Raw genomic sequence first — 19,001 nt, 5'->3', positions numbered from 1 at the left:
CGTCCGGCAGCACGCGCGGGTGTAAGGGGAGAGCCAAGGTGGAAATGGCGGCGGAACGAGCAGGGGCGCAGTTCGGGGCCTCACGCCGCGGCATTCTGGGTTGGATGCTGTTCGACTGGGCCGCACAGCCCTTCTTCACGGTCATCACCACCTTCATCTTCGCGCCCTATTTCGTTGCCCGGCTGGCGCACGACCCTGCCGAGGGACAGGCGATCTGGGGGTACACGCTCGCCGTCTCGGGCATCGTCATCGCCATTCTTTCGCCGATCCTCGGCGCCGTCGCGGATGCGACTGGGCCCCGCAAGCCATGGATCGGCTTCTTCGCCGCGATCAAGATCGTATCGCTGGCGATGCTCTGGTTCGCCGTGCCGGGCTCGCCGCTCCTTTATCCTGCCATTTTCCTTGCGCTCGCGACCGTGGCCGCCGAATTTTCCATCGTCTTCAATGATTCGATGATGCCGCGTCTCGTTGGCGCGAAAGAGGTGGGGCGGATCTCCAATATTGCCTGGGGGCTCGGCTATCTCGGCGGCATGATCGTGCTGATCGCGATTGTCGCATTTGTTGCGGGCAGCCCGGAAACGGGAAAGACCGCGCTCGGCCTCGATCCCCTCTTCGGCCTCGACCCGGCAAGGGGCGAGGATGCTCGCATCACCGGTCCGATCGCCGCCGCCTGGTACCTGATCTTCCTCCTGCCGATGTTTTTCTTCACGCCAGATGCGGGCAAGGCGACGAACTCGCTCGCGCAGGCGACAGCGTTGGGGCTCAATGAGCTCAAGGGCACGCTCGGGGAGCTCAAGCAGAGGGTGGGCATTACGCGCTTTCTGATCGCGCGCATGATCTACCAGGACGGCGTCAATGGCTTGCTTGCGCTTGGCGGCGCCTTTGCCGCCGGGATGTTCGGTTGGCAGACGATGGAACTCGGCCTTTACGGGATCATCCTCAATGTGGTCGCGATCTTCGGCTGCCTCTATGCAAGCCGGCTCGACATGCGGCTTGGCTCAAAGGCGATCGTCGTAGCCAGCCTCCTCTGCCTCACGTTTGCGACGCTCGGCATCGTCTCCACCGGCCCCGGCTTCACCCTGTTCGGATTGGTGACGCTGCCGGACGCGGATTCGGGCGGGCTCTTCGGCACGGCTGCCGAGAAGGCCTATATCGTTTACGGTCTGCTCGTCGGCATTGCTTTCGGCCCTGTCCAGGCCTCGTCGCGTTCCTATCTCGCCCGCAGCGTCTCGCTCGACGAGACCGGCCGCTATTTCGGTCTATACGCACTCTCCGGTCGGGCGACCTCGTTCCTGGCCCCCGCCTCGGTTGCGACGATCACCACGATGACCGGTTCAGCTCGCGTCGGTATGGCGGCACTGGTCGTCTTCCTCGCCGTCGGCCTCGTCATTCTCTTGCGCACGCCCTACCCGGCGCATCGGGCGGAGTGATAGGCAGTCGGGGAGGCGGTTTTACCCTACCGCAGAGTAGGGGCGCCCGGCCGGCGTGTTCGGGTACCAGCCCGGTGCGATGCGGCGGTTGACGCCGCACCGCTCGCTCTTCAGTGCCTGAAATGCCGCATCCCCGTGAACACCATCGCGACGTTGTGCTCGTTCGCCGCGGCGATCACCTCGTCGTCGCGCATCGAGCCGCCCGGCTGGATGACGGCGGTGGCGCCGGCTGCAATCGCCGAAAGCAGTCCGTCGGCGAAGGGCAGAAAGGCCTCCGAGGCGACGGCGGAGCCGCGCGTCAGCGGCTCTGCGAGGCCGAGCGCCTTGGCCGCCTCCTCCGCCTTGATGGCAGCTATGCGGGCGGAATCGACGCGGCTCATCTGGCCGGCGCCGATGCCGGCCGTCTGGCCGTCCTTGGCATAGACGACGGCATTCGACTTCACGTGCTTTGCCACCTTGAAGGCGAACTTCATGTCCTCGAGCTCCTGCGCCGTCGGCGCGCGCTTCGTCACCACCTTCAGTTCAAGGTCCTCGACCATGCCGTGGTCGCGCGTCTGCACGAGCATGCCGCCGGCAACCGTCTTGGCGGAAAGACCCGGTGCACGTGGATCGGGCAACCCGCCGGCGGCAAGCAGCCTGAGGTTGGGCTTGCGGGCGACGATCGCTCTTGCCTCGTCGCTCACCGAAGGCGCGATGATGACCTCGGTGAAGAGCTTGACGATCTCTTCCGCCGTCTCGGCATCGAGCTCCTGGTTGAGCGCGATGATGCCGCCGAAGGCCGAAGTGGAATCGCAGGCGAGCGCCCGGCGATAGGCTTCGGCAAGCGTCGCCGCGGCGGCGACGCCGCAGGGATTGGCGTGCTTGATGATCGCGCAGGCGGGCGCCTTTTCCGGCAGGAATTCGGCGACCAGCTCGTAGGCGGCATCCGTGTCGTTGATGTTGTTGTAGGAAAGTTGCTTGCCCTGCAGGAGCGTTGCGGTCGCAACCCCGGGGCGCTTCTCGCCCGTGATGTAGAAGCCCGCCTTCTGATGCGGGTTCTCGCCGTAGCGCATCTCCTCCCTGAGAACGCCACCGATCACGCGGTGGCGCGGCATGGGCACGTCGAGCACCTCCGCGAACCAGTTCGAGATCGCTGCGTCGTAAGCCGCGGTGCGGGCATAGGCCTTGGCGGCCATCTTCTGACGGAAGGCATAGCGCGTCGCGCCGTCGGCGATTTCCTCGAGGAGCAACGGATAGTCGGCCGGGTCCGTGACGATCGTCACATAAGCGTGGTTCTTGGCCGACGCGCGGATCATTGCCGGGCCGCCGATATCGATGTTCTCGACCGTCGTCGGATAGTCGCCGCCCTCAGCGCGAACCTCTTCGAAGGGATAGAGGTTGATGACGGCGAGGTCGATCGCCACGATACCGTGGGCGCTCATCGCTGCCGCGTGTTCCTGGTCGTCGCGAATGGCGAGCAGGCCGCCATGGACGTTGGGGTGCAGGGTCTTGACGCGCCCGTCCATGATTTCCGGGAAACCGGTCAGTTCCGAAACGTCGCTGACGGGTAGGCCGGCCGCGGAAATCGCCTTATGCGTGCCGCCGGTCGAAACCAGCCTGACGCCCTTCCCGTGAAGAGCTCTGGCGAGCTCGATGATCCCGGTCTTGTCGGAGACGGAGAGGAGGGCGGTTTTGACCCGGACCTCGTCCGGTGCGGGAATTTTCTTGGAGGCGACAGCCATCAACCATGCTCCTGTGGCGGCGCCGGAGCTTCTGGTGGCTGCGGCGATTGGAATGGCTGCCCGTTAGCACAGCTCGCCGGAGGAAGGAACCTTCGCTGCGACAAGGAGCGGAATTTGTACCGATGGGCCTAAACGTCGCGGGTCAGCGTCCACTGGATCTCGGGCTGCGACCCGACCGGGAAGCTGATGGTGATCTGCGATGACGCCCGAGCGCCGGACGGATCGGCGAAAAAGACATCCTCCTCGATCGCCAGTTCTCCGTCGCGACAGGCAAAGAGCCAGGCCTCGCCGTCAGGCGCACTAAGATAAACCTCGCTCTCGCCGTGCCGGCGCATGCCGATCGCGGGATGAATATGAAACCGGGCGACGGCGACGGCATCCGCCGCCTCGGGATCGCGCCCATCCGCCCGTGAAAGCCGATCCCGGCCGCGGATCAGCCGGCCACCGTTCAATATCCCGACGTCGCGCTCGTGGATCAGGCCGAAGGCCGCGAGATAGCCGTCATGGCTCGCCCGCACGGATTCGATCCGGCCGGGCTCGTCTTTTCGCTCGCAGACCACCCGGGAGGGGCCATCGGTCACGATCGGTCCGAGATAGGGCGACTTCGAGAAGCGGCAGGAGGATGTGTCGTTGACCGTCACCGTCGAATGCGCGGCGGTGGCGCGCGCCAGCTGCCGGAATCTTTCGCCGGCGAATTTCGGCGCGCCGGAATTGACGATGAACCGATTCCGCCCCGAGGACATCTCAAAGGAGAGATAGCCGGCATGGGCCGCGCGCGACAGATCGACCGAAAGCGGCCGCCCGGTGTCCATAATGATGGCGGTCTCACCAAGCGAGAGCCGCTCGAAATTCATGTGCGGCAGCGACCGGAACGGCTCGCCCGCCGTCTCGTCATAGCGCAGCACCGAGGCAAGCTCATGCGCGAGCACCGAGGTGGCGCCGTTGAAAAGCGCCAGTTCCCCGCTCTGGTGGCGGAAGAATCGCAGCGCCGGATACATTCGATCGATGCAGGGAATGAGACGCGACGGCACGTCATGGCCGAGATTGACATAGGTCTGGCGCAGCGGCAGCAGGTCGAGCAACAATTCGAGGCCCGCGAGCGGGTTGCGGGAGAAGTGGCCGCCATCCGGCAGGATCTGTCGGTCCAGCTCGAGATCGAGACTGCGCGCGGCTTTGCGGATCACCGAGGCCGAGGCCGGCATCGACACAGAGGCCATGGCGAGCGCGATGCGGACCCGAAGCCGCGCCTCGCCGTCGGGAACGGTCTTGGCGATGTGCCGGAGGTAACGGACCTGCAAGGCCAGACTTTTGAGGAAGCGGCGATAGAAGCCACGTTCGGCATTGCGCAGCACCACTGGAGAGTGCGACAGCCAGGCGATAATGCGCTGCGCCACCACATCCGCTTCCCAAGAGATGCCGCCGATGCTTCGGCCATGCGTGGCAAGCCAGTCGTCGATGATCTGCCGGAGCTTTACGAAGCCGGCTTCGTCACGCACGGCTCGAAGATGGCGCAGCCAACCGAAAGAGTGCAACTTCGTTGCGAAGGCGCGCGACGGCAGGTCGATCTCGAAGGGCGAATCGCCCTCGGTGTCCAGCGCACGCCCACCGAGCGGATAGCGCCCATTAAGAATCTCCTCTGCGACGAAGCCGTCGACGGCTCTCAGATCCGTGGGCGCGACGATCAGGCGCTCAGGGGTGAAGCCGGCGAAGCGGAACGCCGAAAAGCGTCCGAGCGCGAGCCGGCGCAAAACGCGACGCCAGCCTTCGCGCAGATACAGGTAGAGGAGCCTTCGTTTACTGGAAAACAGCATCGGCGCCCGTCGGTTTCCTCATTGCTGCAACGGACCCTCGAAACGCTCGATCAGCGACCTGCCCGGGCGCCAGAATCCCCACTTTAGATCGGAAATCGATTCGAAGATGATTAAATTTCGACTGGTCCTGCATCATTGATAGGCGCCTGGTATGAAGGCGTCAATCGTCGTGGTGCAACTGGCTGTTGACGGGCAGCCGGCGCACCTCTCAGGGCTTGCGGCGCAAGACCGCAGCGAAAAAGCCGTCGAGCCCACCGGCAAAGGGAGGTGCAAGCTGCAGCATTGCCGGCGTGGTGCGGAACTCGCCAGCCTCGGTGATCGCTTCTTCGAGACCCGGCCAGTCGGTGGCGGCAATGGGTACGCGGTCGCAGAGACCGTCGGCAACGACCCGCGCGACGACCTCCTCGCCCTCGCGCGGGTCGAGCGAACAATTGGAAAAGACAACCAAGCCCCCCGGTTTGACGACGGTAAGCGCGTGGCGCAGCAGCCGCTCCTGCAGCCGCGCGAGCTTTTCGACATCCTCCGGCCCCTTGGTCCACAGTACGTCCGGATGGCGCCGGGTCGTGCCGGTGGAGGAGCAGGGAGCGTCGAGAAGTGCCGCGTCGAAGAGCTCCTCCGGCTGGAAAGCCGCCATGTCGATCTCTTTCATCCGGGCCTCGAGGCCGAGCCGCTCGAGATTGCCCCTGAGCCGCCGCAGGCGGCTCGAAGACTGGTCGAGCGCCGTCACCCTTGCTCCGGCAAGGATGAGCTGCGCCGTCTTGCCGCCCGGGGCCGCGCAGAGGTCGATCACCGATTTTCCGGCTAGACCGCCGAAAAGGCGCGCAGGAATGGAGGCCGCTGCATCCTGCACCCACCAGGCTCCCTCGGCAAAGCCCGGCAAGGAGGGGACAGAGCCCGAGAATTCCGCCAGCCGCACCGATCCGGTCGGCAGGACCGTGCCGCCGAGACGCTCGGCCCAGGAGGCCGGATCGGTCTTGACCGTCAGATCGATAGCGGCCGGAACGAGTTGTGCCTCCGAGATCATGTCCGCCTGCTCGCGACCATAGTGAGCGACGAGCCGCTCGTGGAACCAGGCCGGCATTGCCGCAACGCTCCGCACCCGCTCGAGAATGGCTTGCTTCTCGCGCGAAAGCCGCCGCAGCACCGCATTGACGAGATTGGCAAACCGGCGGTTACGCGGATCCGACTGCGCCTGCTCGACCGCAAGGTCAACGGCGGAATGATCGGGAACATCGAGATAGAGTATCTGCGTGGCGGCAACCGTCAGCACATGTTCAAGCGCCCGAGCGCCTTCCGGCAGAGGCGTCTGCAGGAGGGAGGCGATCGCCGCCCGGATCCGCGGCAGGTGGCGGAGGGCCGAGTTGAGGATGGCGCGCACCAGCGCCCGGTCGGCATCGCTGAGAGCGCGATAGGCAGGGTTGCCGTGCTCCTGGTCGAGCATGCCATCGAGTGGCGTCTTGCGCTCGATCACCGCTGCCAAAATCTTGGATGCGGCTTGCCGGCTCTGGAGCCCGGGTTTTAACGCAGCAACAGGGCTCGGTCGCTCTTCCCCCTTGCGGGGCGGCTTGTGCATCTGGGCCCGTTTCGGTCGCGAATCGGTTTTCTTGATTTCGGACATTTAGAGCCTTCCTGGCTAATGGAAACGATGTTGTTGGGCCAAGCAAACGTCCGTCCGCTTGGGCCAACCAAAGGGGGCGGGCATCCAGGATCAGAGGCAGGAAGGCTCTAAGACCAGGGCCCTTTCGGCGGTTCGGAACCACCGCGACCCCAGCCGGTTTTCGGGACAGAGCGCGATTTGCGCACTGCATTATCAGCGCGAACGGTGCCCGTCGAGCCCAGCGACATCTCGCGCGCCATTCTCTCGAGCGCCGCAATACGGTTCTCCGTATTCGGGTGGGTCGAGAAGAGATTGTCCATCCGCTCGCCCGAGAGCGGGTTGATGATGAACATGTGCGCCGTTGCCGGATTGCGCTCCGCATCGTCGTTGTGGATGACATTGGCTGCACGGGCGATCTTGGCGAGAGCCGAGGACAACCAGAGCGGATTGCCGCAGATTTCAGCACCGCGCCGGTCGGCGGAATACTCGCGCGTTCGGCTGATCGCCATCTGGACGAGCGCGGCTGCCAGCGGCGCGACGATCATCGCAATCAGCACGCCGATGAAGCCGAGCGGATTGTTGTTGTCGCGGTTACCGCCGAAGAAGAAAGCGAAATTGCCGAGCATGGAGATCGCCCCGGCAAGAGTTGCCGTGAGTGTCATCGTCAGCGTGTCGCGATGCTGAATATGCGCAAGCTCATGCGCCATGACGCCCGCAACCTCCTCATGGGAGAGTGAATGCAGGAGGCCCGTTGAAGCGGCGACCGCCGCATTCTCCGGATTGCGGCCGGTGGCAAAGGCATTTGGCTGCGCACTGTCGATCACATAGACGCGCGGCATCGGGAGACCGGCATTCTTCGCGAGATCGCGAACGATGCCGTAGAATTCCGGTGCGCTGCGCTCGTCAACCTCCTGGGCCCGATACATGCTCAGGACGAGGCGATCGGAATTCCAGTAGGAGAAGAAGTTCATGGCAGCGGCGATCACAAGGGCGATCATCATGCCGCCCCGGCCGCCGATGACGAAGCCGACGGCCATGAAGAGAGCCGTCATGAAGGCAAGCAGCATTGCGGTGCGCACAAGGTTCATGAATGGTCTCCAGGCATCTCATTTCTCGTTCGCAGTGACGGTGCGCGGCGGCAAAGGCCCGCGCATACCGACCCACGACGAAAACGTTCCACGTGAATCAGGGTTCCCGCTTTGGCGGAAGCCACTTATATGATGGGGGCGAAATAGCGTTTCTTCAATATCGTCAGGGAAACCCGGCCCGTCATGCAGAACGACAACGACAACGCTCCCGATCGTCGCAGGTTATCGCCTGCCGCCCTTCGCGCCCTGAAGGAAGCCGAGGAAAGACGGCTGGTCACAGAACCGAAGGAGATGCCGACCGAATTGGGCGGCCGCGGCGGCCTAGACCCGGCGCGCTTCGGGGACTGGGAAATCAAGGGTAGGGCGATCGACTTCTAAAGACGCCTTTGCCCCGAAAGGTCTGGCGATCATTTCGTGGGCGAATCGATGGGTGTTGAAGCGAGATTGATTGCCCGGCTGCATTCGCCCCGGATCCGTCCGCGAAAATTCAAGACTGCCCCCTCACCCTAGCCCTCTCCCCGCAAGCGGGGCGAGGGGAGTCGTTGCGGCGAGGCGCGCCCGCTTCACCCTCCGCAGCCGCTAAGAAGACACGGGCGAGCACTGCGAGTCCCTTCTCCCCGCTTGCGGGGAGAAGGTTGCGGCAGCGGGATGAGGGGCCTTTCGCGAGGCTGCGCTCTGCCAGCTCGCTTTCCTCACCCGCGGTTCTGGCGATTGGCGATCAGGTCGTCGACCACTGCCGGGTCGGCAAGCGTCGAAGTATCGCCGAGCGAGCCGAAATCGTCCTCGGCAATCTTCCTCAAGATGCGCCGCATGATCTTGCCGGAGCGCGTCTTCGGCAGGCCCGGGGCGAACTGGATCTTGTCCGGCGTGGCGATCGGTCCGATTTCCGAGCGCACATGCTTGACCAGTTCCTGCCGCAGCTCGTCGCTGCCGACCTCGCCCGCCATCAGCGAGACATAACAATAGATGCCTTGCCCCTTGATCGAATGCGGATAGCCGACCACCGCGGCTTCGGAAACGAGATGGTGGGAAACGAGAGCCGATTCGACCTCCGCCGTGCCGAGGCGGTGGCCGGAAACATTGAGCACGTCATCGACGCGGCCGGTGATCCAGTAATAGCCATCCTCGTCACGGCGGCAGCCGTCGCCGGTGAAGTATTTGCCCTTGTAGGTGGAGAAATAGGTCTGCACGAAGCGCTCGTGATCGCCATAGACGGTGCGCATCTGCCCCGGCCAGCTGTCGGTGATGCAGAGATTGCCGTCAGCCGGCCCCTCGAGCACATTGCCCTCATTGTCGACGAGCTGCGGCTGGACGCCGAAGAAGGGCCGCGTCGCCGAACCGGGCTTGAGCTCCGTCGCACCCGGCAGCGGCGTGATCAGGACGCCGCCGGTTTCCGTCTGCCACCAGGTGTCGACGATCGGGCAGCGCTCATCGCCGACCACGTGATAATACCATTCCCAGGCTTCCGGATTGATCGGTTCGCCGACCGTGCCCAGCAGGCGTAGCGACGAACGCGAGGAGCGTTTGACGAAATCGTCGCCGGCGCCCATCAGCGAGCGGATCGCCGTCGGGGCCGTATAGAAGATTTTGACTTTGTGCTTGTCGATGACCTCCCAGAAGCGGCCGGCATCGGGAAAGTTCGGAACGCCTTCGAACATCAGCGTCGTCGCGGCATTGGCGAGCGGCCCATAGACGATATAGGAATGGCCGGTCACCCAGCCGACATCCGCCGTGCACCAGTAGACATCGCCGTCGTGATAGTCGAAGACATATTGATGCGTCATCGAGGCATAGACGAGGTAACCGCCGGTCGTGTGCAGGACACCCTTCGGTTTGCCGGTCGATCCCGAGGTATAGAGGATAAACAGCGGGTCTTCCGCGCTCATCTTCTCCGGCGGGCAATCCGGTTCGACGGTGGCGATTTCCTGATGGTACCAGAGATCGCGTCCGGGTGCCCAGCCGACCTTGCCGCCGGTACGACGCACGACCAGTACCTTCTCGACCATCACGTACTGCTTGGCGGCGATGTGGATCGCCGTGTCGGTATTCTCCTTGAGCGGCACCGGCTTGCCGCCGCGCACGCCCTCATCGCAGGTGATGACGAAAGTGGACTCGCAGTCGACGATGCGGCCGGCCAAAGCCTCGGGCGAGAAACCGCCGAAAACGACAGAGTGGATCGCGCCGATGCGCGCGCAGGCGAGCATCGCATAGGCCGCTTCCGGGATCATCGGCATGTAGATGGTCACCCGGTCGCCTTTCTTCACGCCATGCTTCTTCATGACGTTCGCAAGACGGCAAACCCGATCGTAGAGCTCGTTGTAGGTGATCTTCTTGTCAAGATAGGGATTGTCCCCTTCCCAGATGATCGCTGTCCTGTCGCCATGCGTTTTCAGGTGACGGTCGATGCAATTGAAAGAGACGTTGGTGAGCCCGTCCTCGAACCACTTGATCGAGACGTCGCCCTCGAAAGATGTATTCTTCACTTTCGTATAGGGCTCGAACCAGTCGATCCGCTTGCCGTGCCTGCCCCAGAAACCGGCAGGGTCGGCGACGCTCTCTTCATACCACTTCAGATAAGTCTCATTGTCGAGCAGTGTCTGGCTCTTGGCAGACTCCAGGACCGGATAGGTCTTGACGGACATATTTTCCTCCCTGCGCATAATCTCATGGTATCGCGAAGCGGAATTCCGCGGAAAAACCGCATGCCTTGCCTTCTCCCGCTTCGGGGCGGCGCTCCTCACCGCCCGCTTGAGGGGATTCATAGCAGGTCAAAGGCACGCCGCAATTAGACAAAAGCACATTCGGAAGTGAAGAATTGCAATTTCGAGACAAGAACGATATAGAACGCTCAATTCCCGGAAATCAGTGGTAGACTCCACGGCCCGCGACACCGGCGCGGACGGACAAAAGGACTATATCCATGGCTCAGCAACTGCTTATGCCCAAGGCGACGGCCGTCTGGCTCGTTGACAACACCGCTCTGTCGTTCGATCAGATCGCGCAGTTCTGCAGGCTGCACCCGCTCGAAGTCAAAGCGATCGCCGACGGTGAATCGGCGCAGGGCATCAAGGGTCTCGATCCGATTGCTACCGGTCAGCTTTCGCGTGACGAGATCGCCCGCGCCGAGGCAAACCCGAACCACAAGCTCAAGCTTTCCGAACCCAAGGTTCGTGTCCCGGATTCGAAGCGCAAGGGGCCGCGCTACACGCCGGTTTCCAAGCGCCAGGACCGGCCAAACGCCATTCTCTGGCTCGTGCGCAACCATCCGGAACTGAAGGACGCGCAGATTTCGCGGCTTGTCGGCACGACGAAGACGACGATCGAGCAGATCCGCGAGCGCACCCATTGGAACTCAGCCAACCTGACGCCGATGGATCCGGTGACGCTCGGCCTTTGCTCTCAGATCGATCTCGATCTCGAAGTCGAACGCGCTTCCAAGGGCCGCCCGCTGCCGTCCGCCACCGAGGCAGGTGCAACGCTCGAAGCCGCGCAGGAGACGGAAAGGCTTAGCTACGACTACGGCCGCGAGGAAGAGAAGGAAATCGATGCCGACGCCGTCTTCGCGAAGCTGAAGTCGCTGAAGTCCGATCGTAAGGACGAGGACGACGACGAATACTGATCGCTTCGTCATCGCTGAGACGCAAAAACCCGGATCGAAGCATCCGGGTTTTTGTTTGCCTGAACACGGGCGGAGGCACTCGGAGGAAGGGAATTTCCGTTCAGCGAGCGCCGAAGATCGCCGACCCGACGCGCACGCTGGTTGCGCCGAAGGCGATGGCCGTCTCGAAATCGCCGGACATTCCCATGGAAAGCTTTTCCAGCCCGCACCGGCCGGCGATCTTTGCAAGCAGGGCGAAGTGCGGCCCGGGATTTTCGTCGACCGGCGGTATGCACATCAGCCCCTCGATCACAAGACCGAGCTCCGTGCGGCAGAAATCAACGAAAGCAACGGTGTCTTCCGGTTTAACGCCCGCCTTTTGCGGTTCGAGGCCGGTATTGACCTGCACATAGAGACGGGGCCTGCGGCCCTGGCGCTCGATTTCACCGGCGATGACGCGCGCGATCTTCTCCCGATCGACCGTCTCGATGACATCGAACAGCGCGACAGCGTCCGCAGCCTTGTTCGACTGCAGCGGGCCGATCAGATGCAGTTCGATATCCGGCGTCTCACGTTTCAGCTCCGGCCACTTGCCTTGAGCCTCCTGGACGCGATTCTCACCGAAGGCTCGTTGACCGGCATCAATCACGGGGCGAATCGCATCGGCATCGAATGTCTTCGAAACGGCGACAAGAGTAACGGCGCGCTCCGCGCGGTTCGCAGCCTTCTCGCCCAAGCGAATCCGGTCCAGGACATCGTTCAGCCGTTCCTGCACTTCCATTCTTCGCTCCCAAGGCCAAATGTGTCGATCATCTGCTTCAGCGGATTATTGAAACTTGCGGTGCTTGCCAAGCCCGCAGATCGGGAAACCGGTACCGGAAAACCTTCGAAACTTGACGCTTGAGCCGTTTCGTGGTGAAGGTCTCGCCAGCGATCACGAGGGTGCGCCGAGCCCCCCGCAAACTTCCGGAACATCGACAGAAATCATGGCGACCGAACGATATAATCCGCGTGATGCCGAGCCGCGCTGGCAGCAGGAATGGGAGACACGCAAGGTCTTCGAGACCGAGAACGACGATCCGCGCGAAAAATACTACGTGCTGGAGATGTTTCCCTATCCGTCCGGGCGGATCCACATGGGACATGTGCGCAACTATACGATGGGCGACGTCGTTGCTCGCTACAAGCGTGCCCGTGGCTTCAACGTGCTGCACCCGATGGGTTGGGATGCCTTCGGCATGCCGGCGGAAAACGCCGCCATGGAACGCGGCGTGCATCCAGCCGGCTGGACCTACCAGAACATCGCCTCGATGAAGGCACAGCTGAGGGTGATGGGCCTCTCGCTCGACTGGAGCCGGGAATTCGCGACCTGCGACCCGGCCTATTACCAGCGCCAGCAGTACCTCTTCCTCGATTTCCTGGAAAAGGGCCTGGTCTACCGCAAGCAGTCGAAGGTCAACTGGGACCCGGTCGACAATACCGTGCTCGCCAACGAGCAAGTGATTGACGGGCGCGGGTGGCGCTCGGGCGCGCTTGTCGAGCAGCGCGAGCTGACGCAATGGTTCTTCCGCATCACCGATTTCAGCCAGGAGCTGCTCGACGCGCTCGACAAGCTGGACCAGTGGCCGGAAAAGGTGCGGCTGATGCAGAAGAACTGGATCGGCCGATCCGAGGGCCTGTCGCTCAGATGGGAACTCGACCCGGCCACCGTTCCCGGCGACATGACGGAACTGACCGTCTACACGACCCGTCCCGACACGCTTTTCGGCGCCTCGTTCCTGGCGATTTCCGCCGACCACCCGCTGGCAAAGGAAGCGGCCGCCAAGAGTGCCGAAATCCAGGCTTTCTGCGAAGAATGCCGCCGCGCCGGAACATCGCTTGCCGCCCTCGAGACGGCCGAGAAAAAGGGTATCGATACCGGGATCCGCGCCAAGCACCCGCTCGACCCGAGCTGGGAGCTGCCGGTCTATGTCGCCAATTTCGTGCTGATGGAGTACGGCACCGGCGCGATCTTCGGCTGCCCGTCCGGCGACCAGCGCGACCTCGATTTCGCCCGCAAATACGGACTGCCGGTGGTGCCGGTGGTGATGCCGAAGGATGCCGATGCCGCCACCTTCACGATCGGCGACGAAGCCTATGTTGGCGACGGCGTGATGATCAACTCGCGCTTCCTCGACGGACTTTCGACGGACGAGGCCTTCGAGGCCATTGCCTCGAAGCTCGAGAAGGAGACACTGAACGGCGAACCACGGGCCGAGCGCAAGGTCAATTTCCGCCTGCGCGACTGGGGCATCTCCCGTCAGCGCTACTGGGGCTGCCCGATCCCGGTGATCCATTGCGATGATTGCGGCGTCGTGCCGGTGCCGAAGGCGGACTTGCCGGTGTCGCTGCCGTCGGACGTCACCTTCGACAAGCCCGGCAATCCGCTCGACCGGCATCCGACCTGGCGCCACGTCGCCTGCCCGGAATGCGGCAAGGACGCGCGCCGGGAAACCGACACGATGGATACTTTCGTCGACTCCTCCTGGTATTTCGCCCGCTTCACCGCCCCCTGGGAGGACAAGCCGACCGATCCCAAGGCCGCGAACCACTGGCTGCCGGTCGACCAGTATATCGGCGGGATCGAGCATGCGATCCTGCACCTCCTCTATTCGCGGTTCTTCACCCGCGCGATGAAGGCGGCCGGTCATGTGACGATCGACGAGCCGTTCAAGGGGCTCTTCACGCAGGGCATGGTCGTGCACGAGACCTATAGCCGCGGCGAGGGCGCGCAGCGGGAATGGATCACCCCCGCCGAGGTCCGCATCGAGGAAGTCGACGGAAGACGGCGGGCGGTGCTGATCGAAACCGACGAAGAGATCGCCATCGGCTCGATCGAGAAGATGTCGAAGTCGAAGAAGAACGTCGTCGACCCGGATGACATCATCGGCTCCTATGGCGCCGATACGGCTCGCTTCTTCGTGCTTTCCGATTCGCCGCCGGACCGTGACGTCATCTGGTCCGAGGCCGGCGTCGAGGGCGCCCACCGGTTCGTCCAGCGCGTTTGGAGACTGGTCGCCGAGGCCGCCGCGGAACTGCGCAAGGTTGATGCTTTGCCGGCGAAGGAAGGCGAAGGCCTTGCTATCTCGCAGGCCGCGCACCGTACGCTCAAGGCTGTCGAGGCAGACTACGACAAGCTCGCCTTCAACAAGGCCGTGGCACGGATCTACGAGCTGGTGAACGTCCTGGCGGCGCCGCTGACGCAGGTAGCCAGCGCTAAGGCCGAGCCCGGCCTGACCGCGGCCGTCAAGGATGCGACCGCGATCCTGATCAACCTGATCGCGCCGATGATGCCGCATCTTTCGGAAGAGTGCTGGCGGGAGATCGGCGGCGAAGGCCTGATTGCCGAGCGGCCCTGGCCGAGCTTCGATCCGGCCCTGGTGGTGGAGAACGAAATCACCCTGCCGGTGCAGATCAACGGCAAGAAGCGGGCCGATTTGACAATCGCGCGCGACGCGGATCAGAGTGCGATCGAACACGCCGTGCTCGCCCTCGACGCCGTCAAGACGGCGCTCGGCGGCGGCAGTCCCAAGAAGATCATCGTCGTGCCGCAAAGGATCGTCAATGTCGTTGTCTGATGAATCTGGCTACCGTTTCCGGTCCCTCGGCTTGCTGGCCGGTGCGCTGCTATTGGCAACGCTCGCCGGCTGCCAAGTGCGGCCGCTTTATTCGGAAGGTTCGACAGGCGCAACGGCTGCCTCGCTCGCTTCGATCGAGATTTCCGACGCCGATGACCGCGTCGAGCAGGAAGTGCGAAACGCGCTGATCTTTCTCACTTCCGGCGGCGCAGGCGAACCGGTCAATCCGCAATATCATCTGGCGCTCAACGTGGCGCACCGGACGATGGGCGTGCTCTATGACCAGGAGCGCGACCGAGCAGGGGCCGGGCGCATCGTCGTCAAGGCGGACTACAACCTGACGAAGACGGCTACGGGGGAGACGGTCAAGTCGGGCAATCGCTCGGCCGTCGCGCTGGTCGACTTCCCCGACCAGGAATTCGCGAAGATCCGCGCGATTCGCGATGGCGAGAACCGGGCCGCTCGGGAGCTTTCGGAACTCATCAGCGCTGACATCGCGGCGGCACTCGGCCGCTGATCCGGTGCTCGGATGAGCGAGGTCAAGTCGCACGAATTCGACAGCTTCCTGCGGAAATCGGCAGCGCATTATCGGCTTTTCCTCGTCTACGGTCCCGATCGCGGCCTCGTTTCCGAAAGGGCGGCCGAGCTCGCCAGTTCCCTCGGGCTGCCGCTTGACGACCCGTTCGCCGTCGTCAAGCTCGATGCAAGCGAGTTGCAGCAGGGCGCAGGTCGTTTGCTCGACGAGGTCAATGCCATCGGCCTCTTCGGCGGCGAAAAGCTGGTATGGGTTCGCGGTGCAGCCGCGGAGAAGGGACTCAGCGAAGCCCTGCAGCTTCTCGCAGCCGAGCCGCCGGCGAGCAGTCACCTGATCATCGAGGCCGGTGATCTCAAGAAGGGGGCGGCGCTTCGAAAGGTGGCGGAGCCCGCCCGCACCGTGGCATCCATCGCCTGCTACAGCGATGACGCTCGAAGCTTGCATGCTCTCATCGACAAGGAGCTTTCGGAATTTGGCCTCAGAATCAGCCCGGCCGCGCGCGAGCGGCTGCTCGAGGTTCTCGGCGGCGACCGCATCGCCTCGCGCAACGAGATCAGGAAGCTTGCGCTTTATTGCCGCGGCACGGCGATCGTCGATGAGGAGGATGTCCTTGCGATCGTCGGGGACGCCAGCGCCATTTCCGTCGACGATGCCGTGGATGCGGTTCTTGGGGGCGATGTGGACGCGCTCATGCACGCGATGAAGAAGATCTCAACGTCGAAAACGCCCCCCTTCCTGGTGCTTCAGGCCTGCCTCAGGCAGTTTCAGCAGCTCGACGTCATGCGAGCCGAGATGGACGCCAGCCGCCAGTCTGCAAGCCAGGTGGTGGCAAGCCTCGGTCGCGGCTTGCATTTCCGCCGCAAGCCGATCGTCGAGGCGGCCCTCCGCCATTGGACGTCTCCCGCCATCCGGCGCGAACTGAGCCGGTTGCAGGCAACCGTCTACCAGAGCCGCAGCCGGCAATCGCTCGAGGAGAGCCTGGTTCTGCAATGTCTGCTGGCGATCGCGATTCAGTCTGCCAGGCGCTGAGGCTACGCTCAGGGCAGGTACTGGACAGTTGCATAGGATGCGGGCTTCACAGCTCTCCCCATCCTGCACTATGAATTGCCATCCGTTCCGGCACAGGCGGCGGATCGCACGTCTTGAAAGGCTCTCCATTGCCCCATTGGCTCCAATTGATGGTGGACTCGCTGCCGGCCCTGCTTCTCGCGGGGCTGACCTTCACGGTTCCTCTGACACTGCTTTCCTTCACCCTTGGGCTCCTGCTCGGCCTTGTAACTGCGATTGTCCGGCTTTTCGCTCCGGCGCCGCTCGTGGCCATTGCCCGCCTTTATGTCTGGGTGATCCGCGGCACCCCGCTGCTCGTCCAGCTTTTCGTCATCTTCTACGGCCTGCCAAGCCTTGGCATCCTGCTCGACGCTTTTCCGGCCGCGCTGATCGGCTTCACCCTGAATATCGGCGCCTATTCGTCCGAGATCATTCGGGCGGTGATCTCGTCGGTCCCGCGCGGCCAATGGGAGGCGGCCTATTCGATCGGCATGAGCTGGCCCCAGGCGATGCGACGTACCATCCTGCCGCAGGCCGGCCGCGTCGCCGTTCCGCCGCTGTCCAATACCTTCATCTCGCTCGTCAAGGACACCTCGCTCGCCGCTGCGATCACCGTGCCCGAACTGTTCCAGACGGCACAGCGCATCGTCGCCACCACCTACGAGCCGTTGATCCTCTACATCGAGGCGGCCCTGATCTATCTTGCCATGAGTTCGGTGCTTTCGGCCCTGCAGGTGAAGCTGGAGAGCCGCTTCGCCCGCTACGGCGGCTTCCTGGAGGCGCGCGCATGATCGAGCTGTCACATATCGTAAAGCGCTTCGGTACCCATACGGTACTCAACGACATCAGCATAACGCTCGCGGAAGGCACCGTCTCGGCGCTCGTCGGCCCCTCCGGCGGAGGCAAGAGCACGCTGTTGCGCTGCGTCAACCTACTGGAAATCCCGACCAGCGGCACGATCCGCCTCGGCGACGAGCGGCTGGAATTTACGCCCGACCGCAAGGTCGGTTGGCAGGCAATCCAGAAGCTCCGCCGCCAGACCGGCATGGTGTTCCAGAATTTCCAGCTCTTTCCGCACCAGACGGCGATCGGCAATGTCATGGAGGGCCTCGTCACCGTTCTCAAATGGCCGGCCGCCCGCGCCCGCGCCCGTGCGCTCGAACTCCTGGAAAAGGTCGGCATGGCCCACAAGGCCGACGCCTGGCCGGCAACGCTCTCCGGCGGCCAGCAACAGCGCGTCGCGATCGCCAGGGCGCTCGCCCCTTCGCCGCGCGTGCTGCTTTGCGACGAGCCCACCTCGGCGCTCGATCCGGAACTGGCGGAAGAGGTCGTCGAGGTCCTCAGCCGGCTTGCCCGCGAGGGCACGACCATGATCATGGCGACCCACGACCTCAGGCTTGCCTCCCGCGTCGCCGATCACGTGATCTTCCTCGACGGCGGCGTCGTGGTCGAAAGCGGTCCGCCGAAAACGATTTTCTCGACGCCGGAGCGAGAGCGCACCAAACGGTTCATCGCTTCGCTGAGCGCGCCGATGAGCTATGAGATTTGATCGACGTTCGGACGCATAAACTGATTTTCCAAATCGCACTGCCACGCACATTTGACCCGGAGGCATTTCCCTCTCTACACCGTCATCCTCAGGCTGGACCGGCTGAGACAAAGGCAACCGCGAGGTCGCACCAGAAGGTCTTGCCGGCCCATGGCTGTACGGGAAGGAAAATTTGGATTTGATGGGTCCGCTGCTATGGCAAGCTCTCTTTGCTGAAGAATACGGCCGGATCGGGCCAGCCGTTTTGCAGTCAAGAGGCAGGCGCGACCATCCGCCAGGCCCGATCAGCAAACCCTCGCGCCGAACATTGGTTATTTACAAAGGCGTTTCGGTAGGGATTTATCCTGATCTTTAGGCAGGAGACTCCTCATGACGTTCGAGACTTGGATCGCCTTCACCGCAGCCTCCACGGTACTGCTCATTATTCCTGGCCCCACAATCCTGCTCGTCGTGTCCTACGCGCTTGGGCAAGGCTGGCGCGCCGGGTTACCAATTGCTGCCGGTGTCGCGCTTGGCGATTTCACAGCGATGACTCTGTCGATGCTTGGCGTCGGCGCACTCCTCATGGCGTCGGCGACGGTTTTCACGATCCTGAAGTGGATAGGCGCTGCCTATCTCATCTATCTCGGCATCAGGCTTTTCCGTGCGAGCGGCGCACTCGACGCCAAGCCGCGCACGGACGCGGCTTCCGCAGCGAAGATGACGACGCATGCCTGGCTGGTCACCGCACTCAATCCGAAAAGCATTACCTTCTTCGTCGCTTTCCTGCCGCAGTTCCTCGACCGCAGCGCGGATTTTCTGACCCAGATGCTCGTCTTCGAGACCACGTTCCTGACGCTCGCCTTCGCCAATGCCCTTGGCTATGCGCTTGTCGCATCCCGGGCCCGGAATGTCGTGCGAAATCCCCGCGCAATCGGCATCTTCAACAAGGCTGGCGGCATGCTACTCGTCGGGGCGGGGGTCGCGACCGTGGCGTTGAAGTCGGGAAACTGACTTCCGAGCGGAATG

At 63.3% G+C, this 19,001-nt stretch carries 15 protein-coding genes; 9 read left to right on the top strand and 6 right to left on the bottom strand.

Annotated features, from left to right (window positions below; translation table 11 throughout):
- Nucleotides 1-44 precede the first annotated feature (44 nt).
- The gene (locus tag J2Z31_RS20980) at nt 45-1,430 is read left to right on the top strand and encodes an MFS transporter (protein WP_209604222.1); all 1,386 of its coding nucleotides are present in this window, start codon (nt 45-47) and stop codon (nt 1,428-1,430) included.
- A gap of 110 nt (nt 1,431-1,540) precedes the next feature.
- Here J2Z31_RS20980 and purH read toward each other — a convergent pair whose 3' ends face one another.
- The 4 genes from purH to htpX all read right to left on the bottom strand — a co-directional run bounded on the left by purH (nt 1,541) and on the right by htpX (nt 7,647).
- Nucleotides 1,541-3,151, bottom strand: a complete 1,611-nt coding sequence (gene purH, locus J2Z31_RS20975; protein ID WP_209604220.1) for a bifunctional phosphoribosylaminoimidazolecarboxamide formyltransferase/IMP cyclohydrolase — start codon at nt 3,149-3,151, stop codon at nt 1,541-1,543.
- Nucleotides 3,152-3,279: 128 nt separating this feature from the next.
- Nucleotides 3,280-4,962, bottom strand: a complete 1,683-nt coding sequence (locus tag J2Z31_RS20970; RefSeq protein ID WP_209604218.1) for a heparinase II/III family protein — start codon at nt 4,960-4,962, stop codon at nt 3,280-3,282.
- Between the two features lie 208 nt (nt 4,963-5,170).
- Nucleotides 5,171-6,580 carry an RsmB/NOP family class I SAM-dependent RNA methyltransferase gene (locus J2Z31_RS20965; RefSeq protein ID WP_209604216.1) on the bottom strand — a complete coding sequence of 470 codons (1,410 nt, stop codon included), beginning with the start codon at nt 6,578-6,580 and terminating at the stop codon, nt 5,171-5,173.
- Nucleotides 6,581-6,687: 107 nt separating this feature from the next.
- Nucleotides 6,688-7,647, bottom strand: a complete 960-nt coding sequence (gene htpX / locus J2Z31_RS20960; protein ID WP_209604214.1) for a zinc metalloprotease HtpX — start codon at nt 7,645-7,647, stop codon at nt 6,688-6,690.
- 183 nt (nt 7,648-7,830) lie between these two features.
- Between htpX and J2Z31_RS20955 the strand changes: the two genes are divergently transcribed.
- Nucleotides 7,831-8,025 carry a DUF1674 domain-containing protein gene (locus J2Z31_RS20955; protein ID WP_209604212.1) on the top strand — a complete coding sequence of 65 codons (195 nt, stop codon included), beginning with the start codon at nt 7,831-7,833 and terminating at the stop codon, nt 8,023-8,025.
- 314 nt (nt 8,026-8,339) lie between these two features.
- Here J2Z31_RS20955 and acs read toward each other — a convergent pair whose 3' ends face one another.
- Complete coding sequence (gene acs / locus J2Z31_RS20950; RefSeq protein WP_209604210.1) at nt 8,340-10,289, bottom strand: acetate--CoA ligase; 1,950 nt, start codon at nt 10,287-10,289, stop codon at nt 8,340-8,342.
- 278 nt (nt 10,290-10,567) lie between these two features.
- Between acs and J2Z31_RS20945 the strand changes: the two genes are divergently transcribed.
- Nucleotides 10,568-11,266 (top strand): DUF1013 domain-containing protein, encoded by a 699-nt coding sequence (locus J2Z31_RS20945; RefSeq protein ID WP_209604208.1) that lies wholly within the window; start codon nt 10,568-10,570, stop codon nt 11,264-11,266.
- Between the two features lie 100 nt (nt 11,267-11,366).
- Here the strand turns inward: J2Z31_RS20945 and J2Z31_RS20940 are convergent, their stop codons facing one another.
- The gene (locus tag J2Z31_RS20940) at nt 11,367-12,026 is read right to left on the bottom strand and encodes a YggS family pyridoxal phosphate-dependent enzyme (protein WP_209604205.1); all 660 of its coding nucleotides are present in this window, start codon (nt 12,024-12,026) and stop codon (nt 11,367-11,369) included.
- A gap of 205 nt (nt 12,027-12,231) precedes the next feature.
- Between J2Z31_RS20940 and leuS the strand changes: the two genes are divergently transcribed.
- The 6 genes from leuS to J2Z31_RS20910 all read left to right on the top strand — a co-directional run bounded on the left by leuS (nt 12,232) and on the right by J2Z31_RS20910 (nt 18,986).
- Nucleotides 12,232-14,862, top strand: a complete 2,631-nt coding sequence (leuS, locus tag J2Z31_RS20935) for a leucine--tRNA ligase (protein ID WP_209604203.1) — start codon at nt 12,232-12,234, stop codon at nt 14,860-14,862.
- Nucleotides 14,849-15,379, top strand: coding sequence for an LPS assembly lipoprotein LptE (locus J2Z31_RS20930; protein ID WP_209604201.1), 531 nt, complete (start codon nt 14,849-14,851; stop codon nt 15,377-15,379). The genes leuS and J2Z31_RS20930 overlap by 14 nt, the downstream gene beginning before the upstream one ends.
- A gap of 12 nt (nt 15,380-15,391) precedes the next feature.
- Nucleotides 15,392-16,426, top strand: a complete 1,035-nt coding sequence (gene holA / locus J2Z31_RS20925) for a DNA polymerase III subunit delta (protein ID WP_209604199.1) — start codon at nt 15,392-15,394, stop codon at nt 16,424-16,426.
- A gap of 128 nt (nt 16,427-16,554) precedes the next feature.
- Complete coding sequence (locus J2Z31_RS20920; RefSeq protein WP_209604197.1) at nt 16,555-17,235, top strand: ABC transporter permease subunit; 681 nt, start codon at nt 16,555-16,557, stop codon at nt 17,233-17,235.
- Nucleotides 17,232-17,993 (top strand): amino acid ABC transporter ATP-binding protein, encoded by a 762-nt coding sequence (locus tag J2Z31_RS20915; RefSeq protein WP_209604195.1) that lies wholly within the window; start codon nt 17,232-17,234, stop codon nt 17,991-17,993. The genes J2Z31_RS20920 and J2Z31_RS20915 overlap by 4 nt, the downstream gene beginning before the upstream one ends.
- A 369-nt stretch (nt 17,994-18,362) precedes the next feature.
- On the top strand, nt 18,363-18,986 hold the full coding sequence (locus J2Z31_RS20910) for a LysE family translocator (RefSeq protein ID WP_209604193.1): 624 nt from the start codon (nt 18,363-18,365) through the stop codon (nt 18,984-18,986).
- Nucleotides 18,987-19,001 lie beyond the last annotated feature (15 nt).

Source organism: Sinorhizobium kostiense (assembly GCF_017874595.1).
In the GTDB taxonomy this organism is placed as follows: Bacteria; Pseudomonadota; Alphaproteobacteria; order Rhizobiales; family Rhizobiaceae; genus Sinorhizobium; species Sinorhizobium kostiense.
Note: the sequence above shows the minus strand (reverse complement) of the source record. Positions and strands in the feature narration are given on the sequence as shown.

What these genes read in the sequence shown, in the direction of transcription:
- J2Z31_RS20980 (WP_209604222.1), top strand. Translation starts at nt 45, where the DNA reads ATGGCGGCGGAACGAGCAGGGGCGCAGTTCGGGGCCTCACGCCGCGGC.
- purH (WP_209604220.1), bottom strand. Translation starts at nt 3,151, where the DNA reads ATGGCTGTCGCCTCCAAGAAAATTCCCGCACCGGACGAGGTCCGGGTC.
- J2Z31_RS20970 (WP_209604218.1), bottom strand. Translation starts at nt 4,962, where the DNA reads ATGCTGTTTTCCAGTAAACGAAGGCTCCTCTACCTGTATCTGCGCGAA.
- J2Z31_RS20965 (WP_209604216.1), bottom strand. Translation starts at nt 6,580, where the DNA reads ATGTCCGAAATCAAGAAAACCGATTCGCGACCGAAACGGGCCCAGATG.
- htpX (WP_209604214.1), bottom strand. Translation starts at nt 7,647, where the DNA reads ATGAACCTTGTGCGCACCGCAATGCTGCTTGCCTTCATGACGGCTCTC.
- J2Z31_RS20955 (WP_209604212.1), top strand. Translation starts at nt 7,831, where the DNA reads ATGCAGAACGACAACGACAACGCTCCCGATCGTCGCAGGTTATCGCCT.
- acs (WP_209604210.1), bottom strand. Translation starts at nt 10,289, where the DNA reads ATGTCCGTCAAGACCTATCCGGTCCTGGAGTCTGCCAAGAGCCAGACA.
- J2Z31_RS20945 (WP_209604208.1), top strand. Translation starts at nt 10,568, where the DNA reads ATGGCTCAGCAACTGCTTATGCCCAAGGCGACGGCCGTCTGGCTCGTT.
- J2Z31_RS20940 (WP_209604205.1), bottom strand. Translation starts at nt 12,026, where the DNA reads ATGGAAGTGCAGGAACGGCTGAACGATGTCCTGGACCGGATTCGCTTG.
- leuS (WP_209604203.1), top strand. Translation starts at nt 12,232, where the DNA reads ATGGCGACCGAACGATATAATCCGCGTGATGCCGAGCCGCGCTGGCAG.
- J2Z31_RS20930 (WP_209604201.1), top strand. Translation starts at nt 14,849, where the DNA reads ATGTCGTTGTCTGATGAATCTGGCTACCGTTTCCGGTCCCTCGGCTTG.
- holA (WP_209604199.1), top strand. Translation starts at nt 15,392, where the DNA reads ATGAGCGAGGTCAAGTCGCACGAATTCGACAGCTTCCTGCGGAAATCG.
- J2Z31_RS20915 (WP_209604195.1), top strand. Translation starts at nt 17,232, where the DNA reads ATGATCGAGCTGTCACATATCGTAAAGCGCTTCGGTACCCATACGGTA.
- J2Z31_RS20910 (WP_209604193.1), top strand. Translation starts at nt 18,363, where the DNA reads ATGACGTTCGAGACTTGGATCGCCTTCACCGCAGCCTCCACGGTACTG.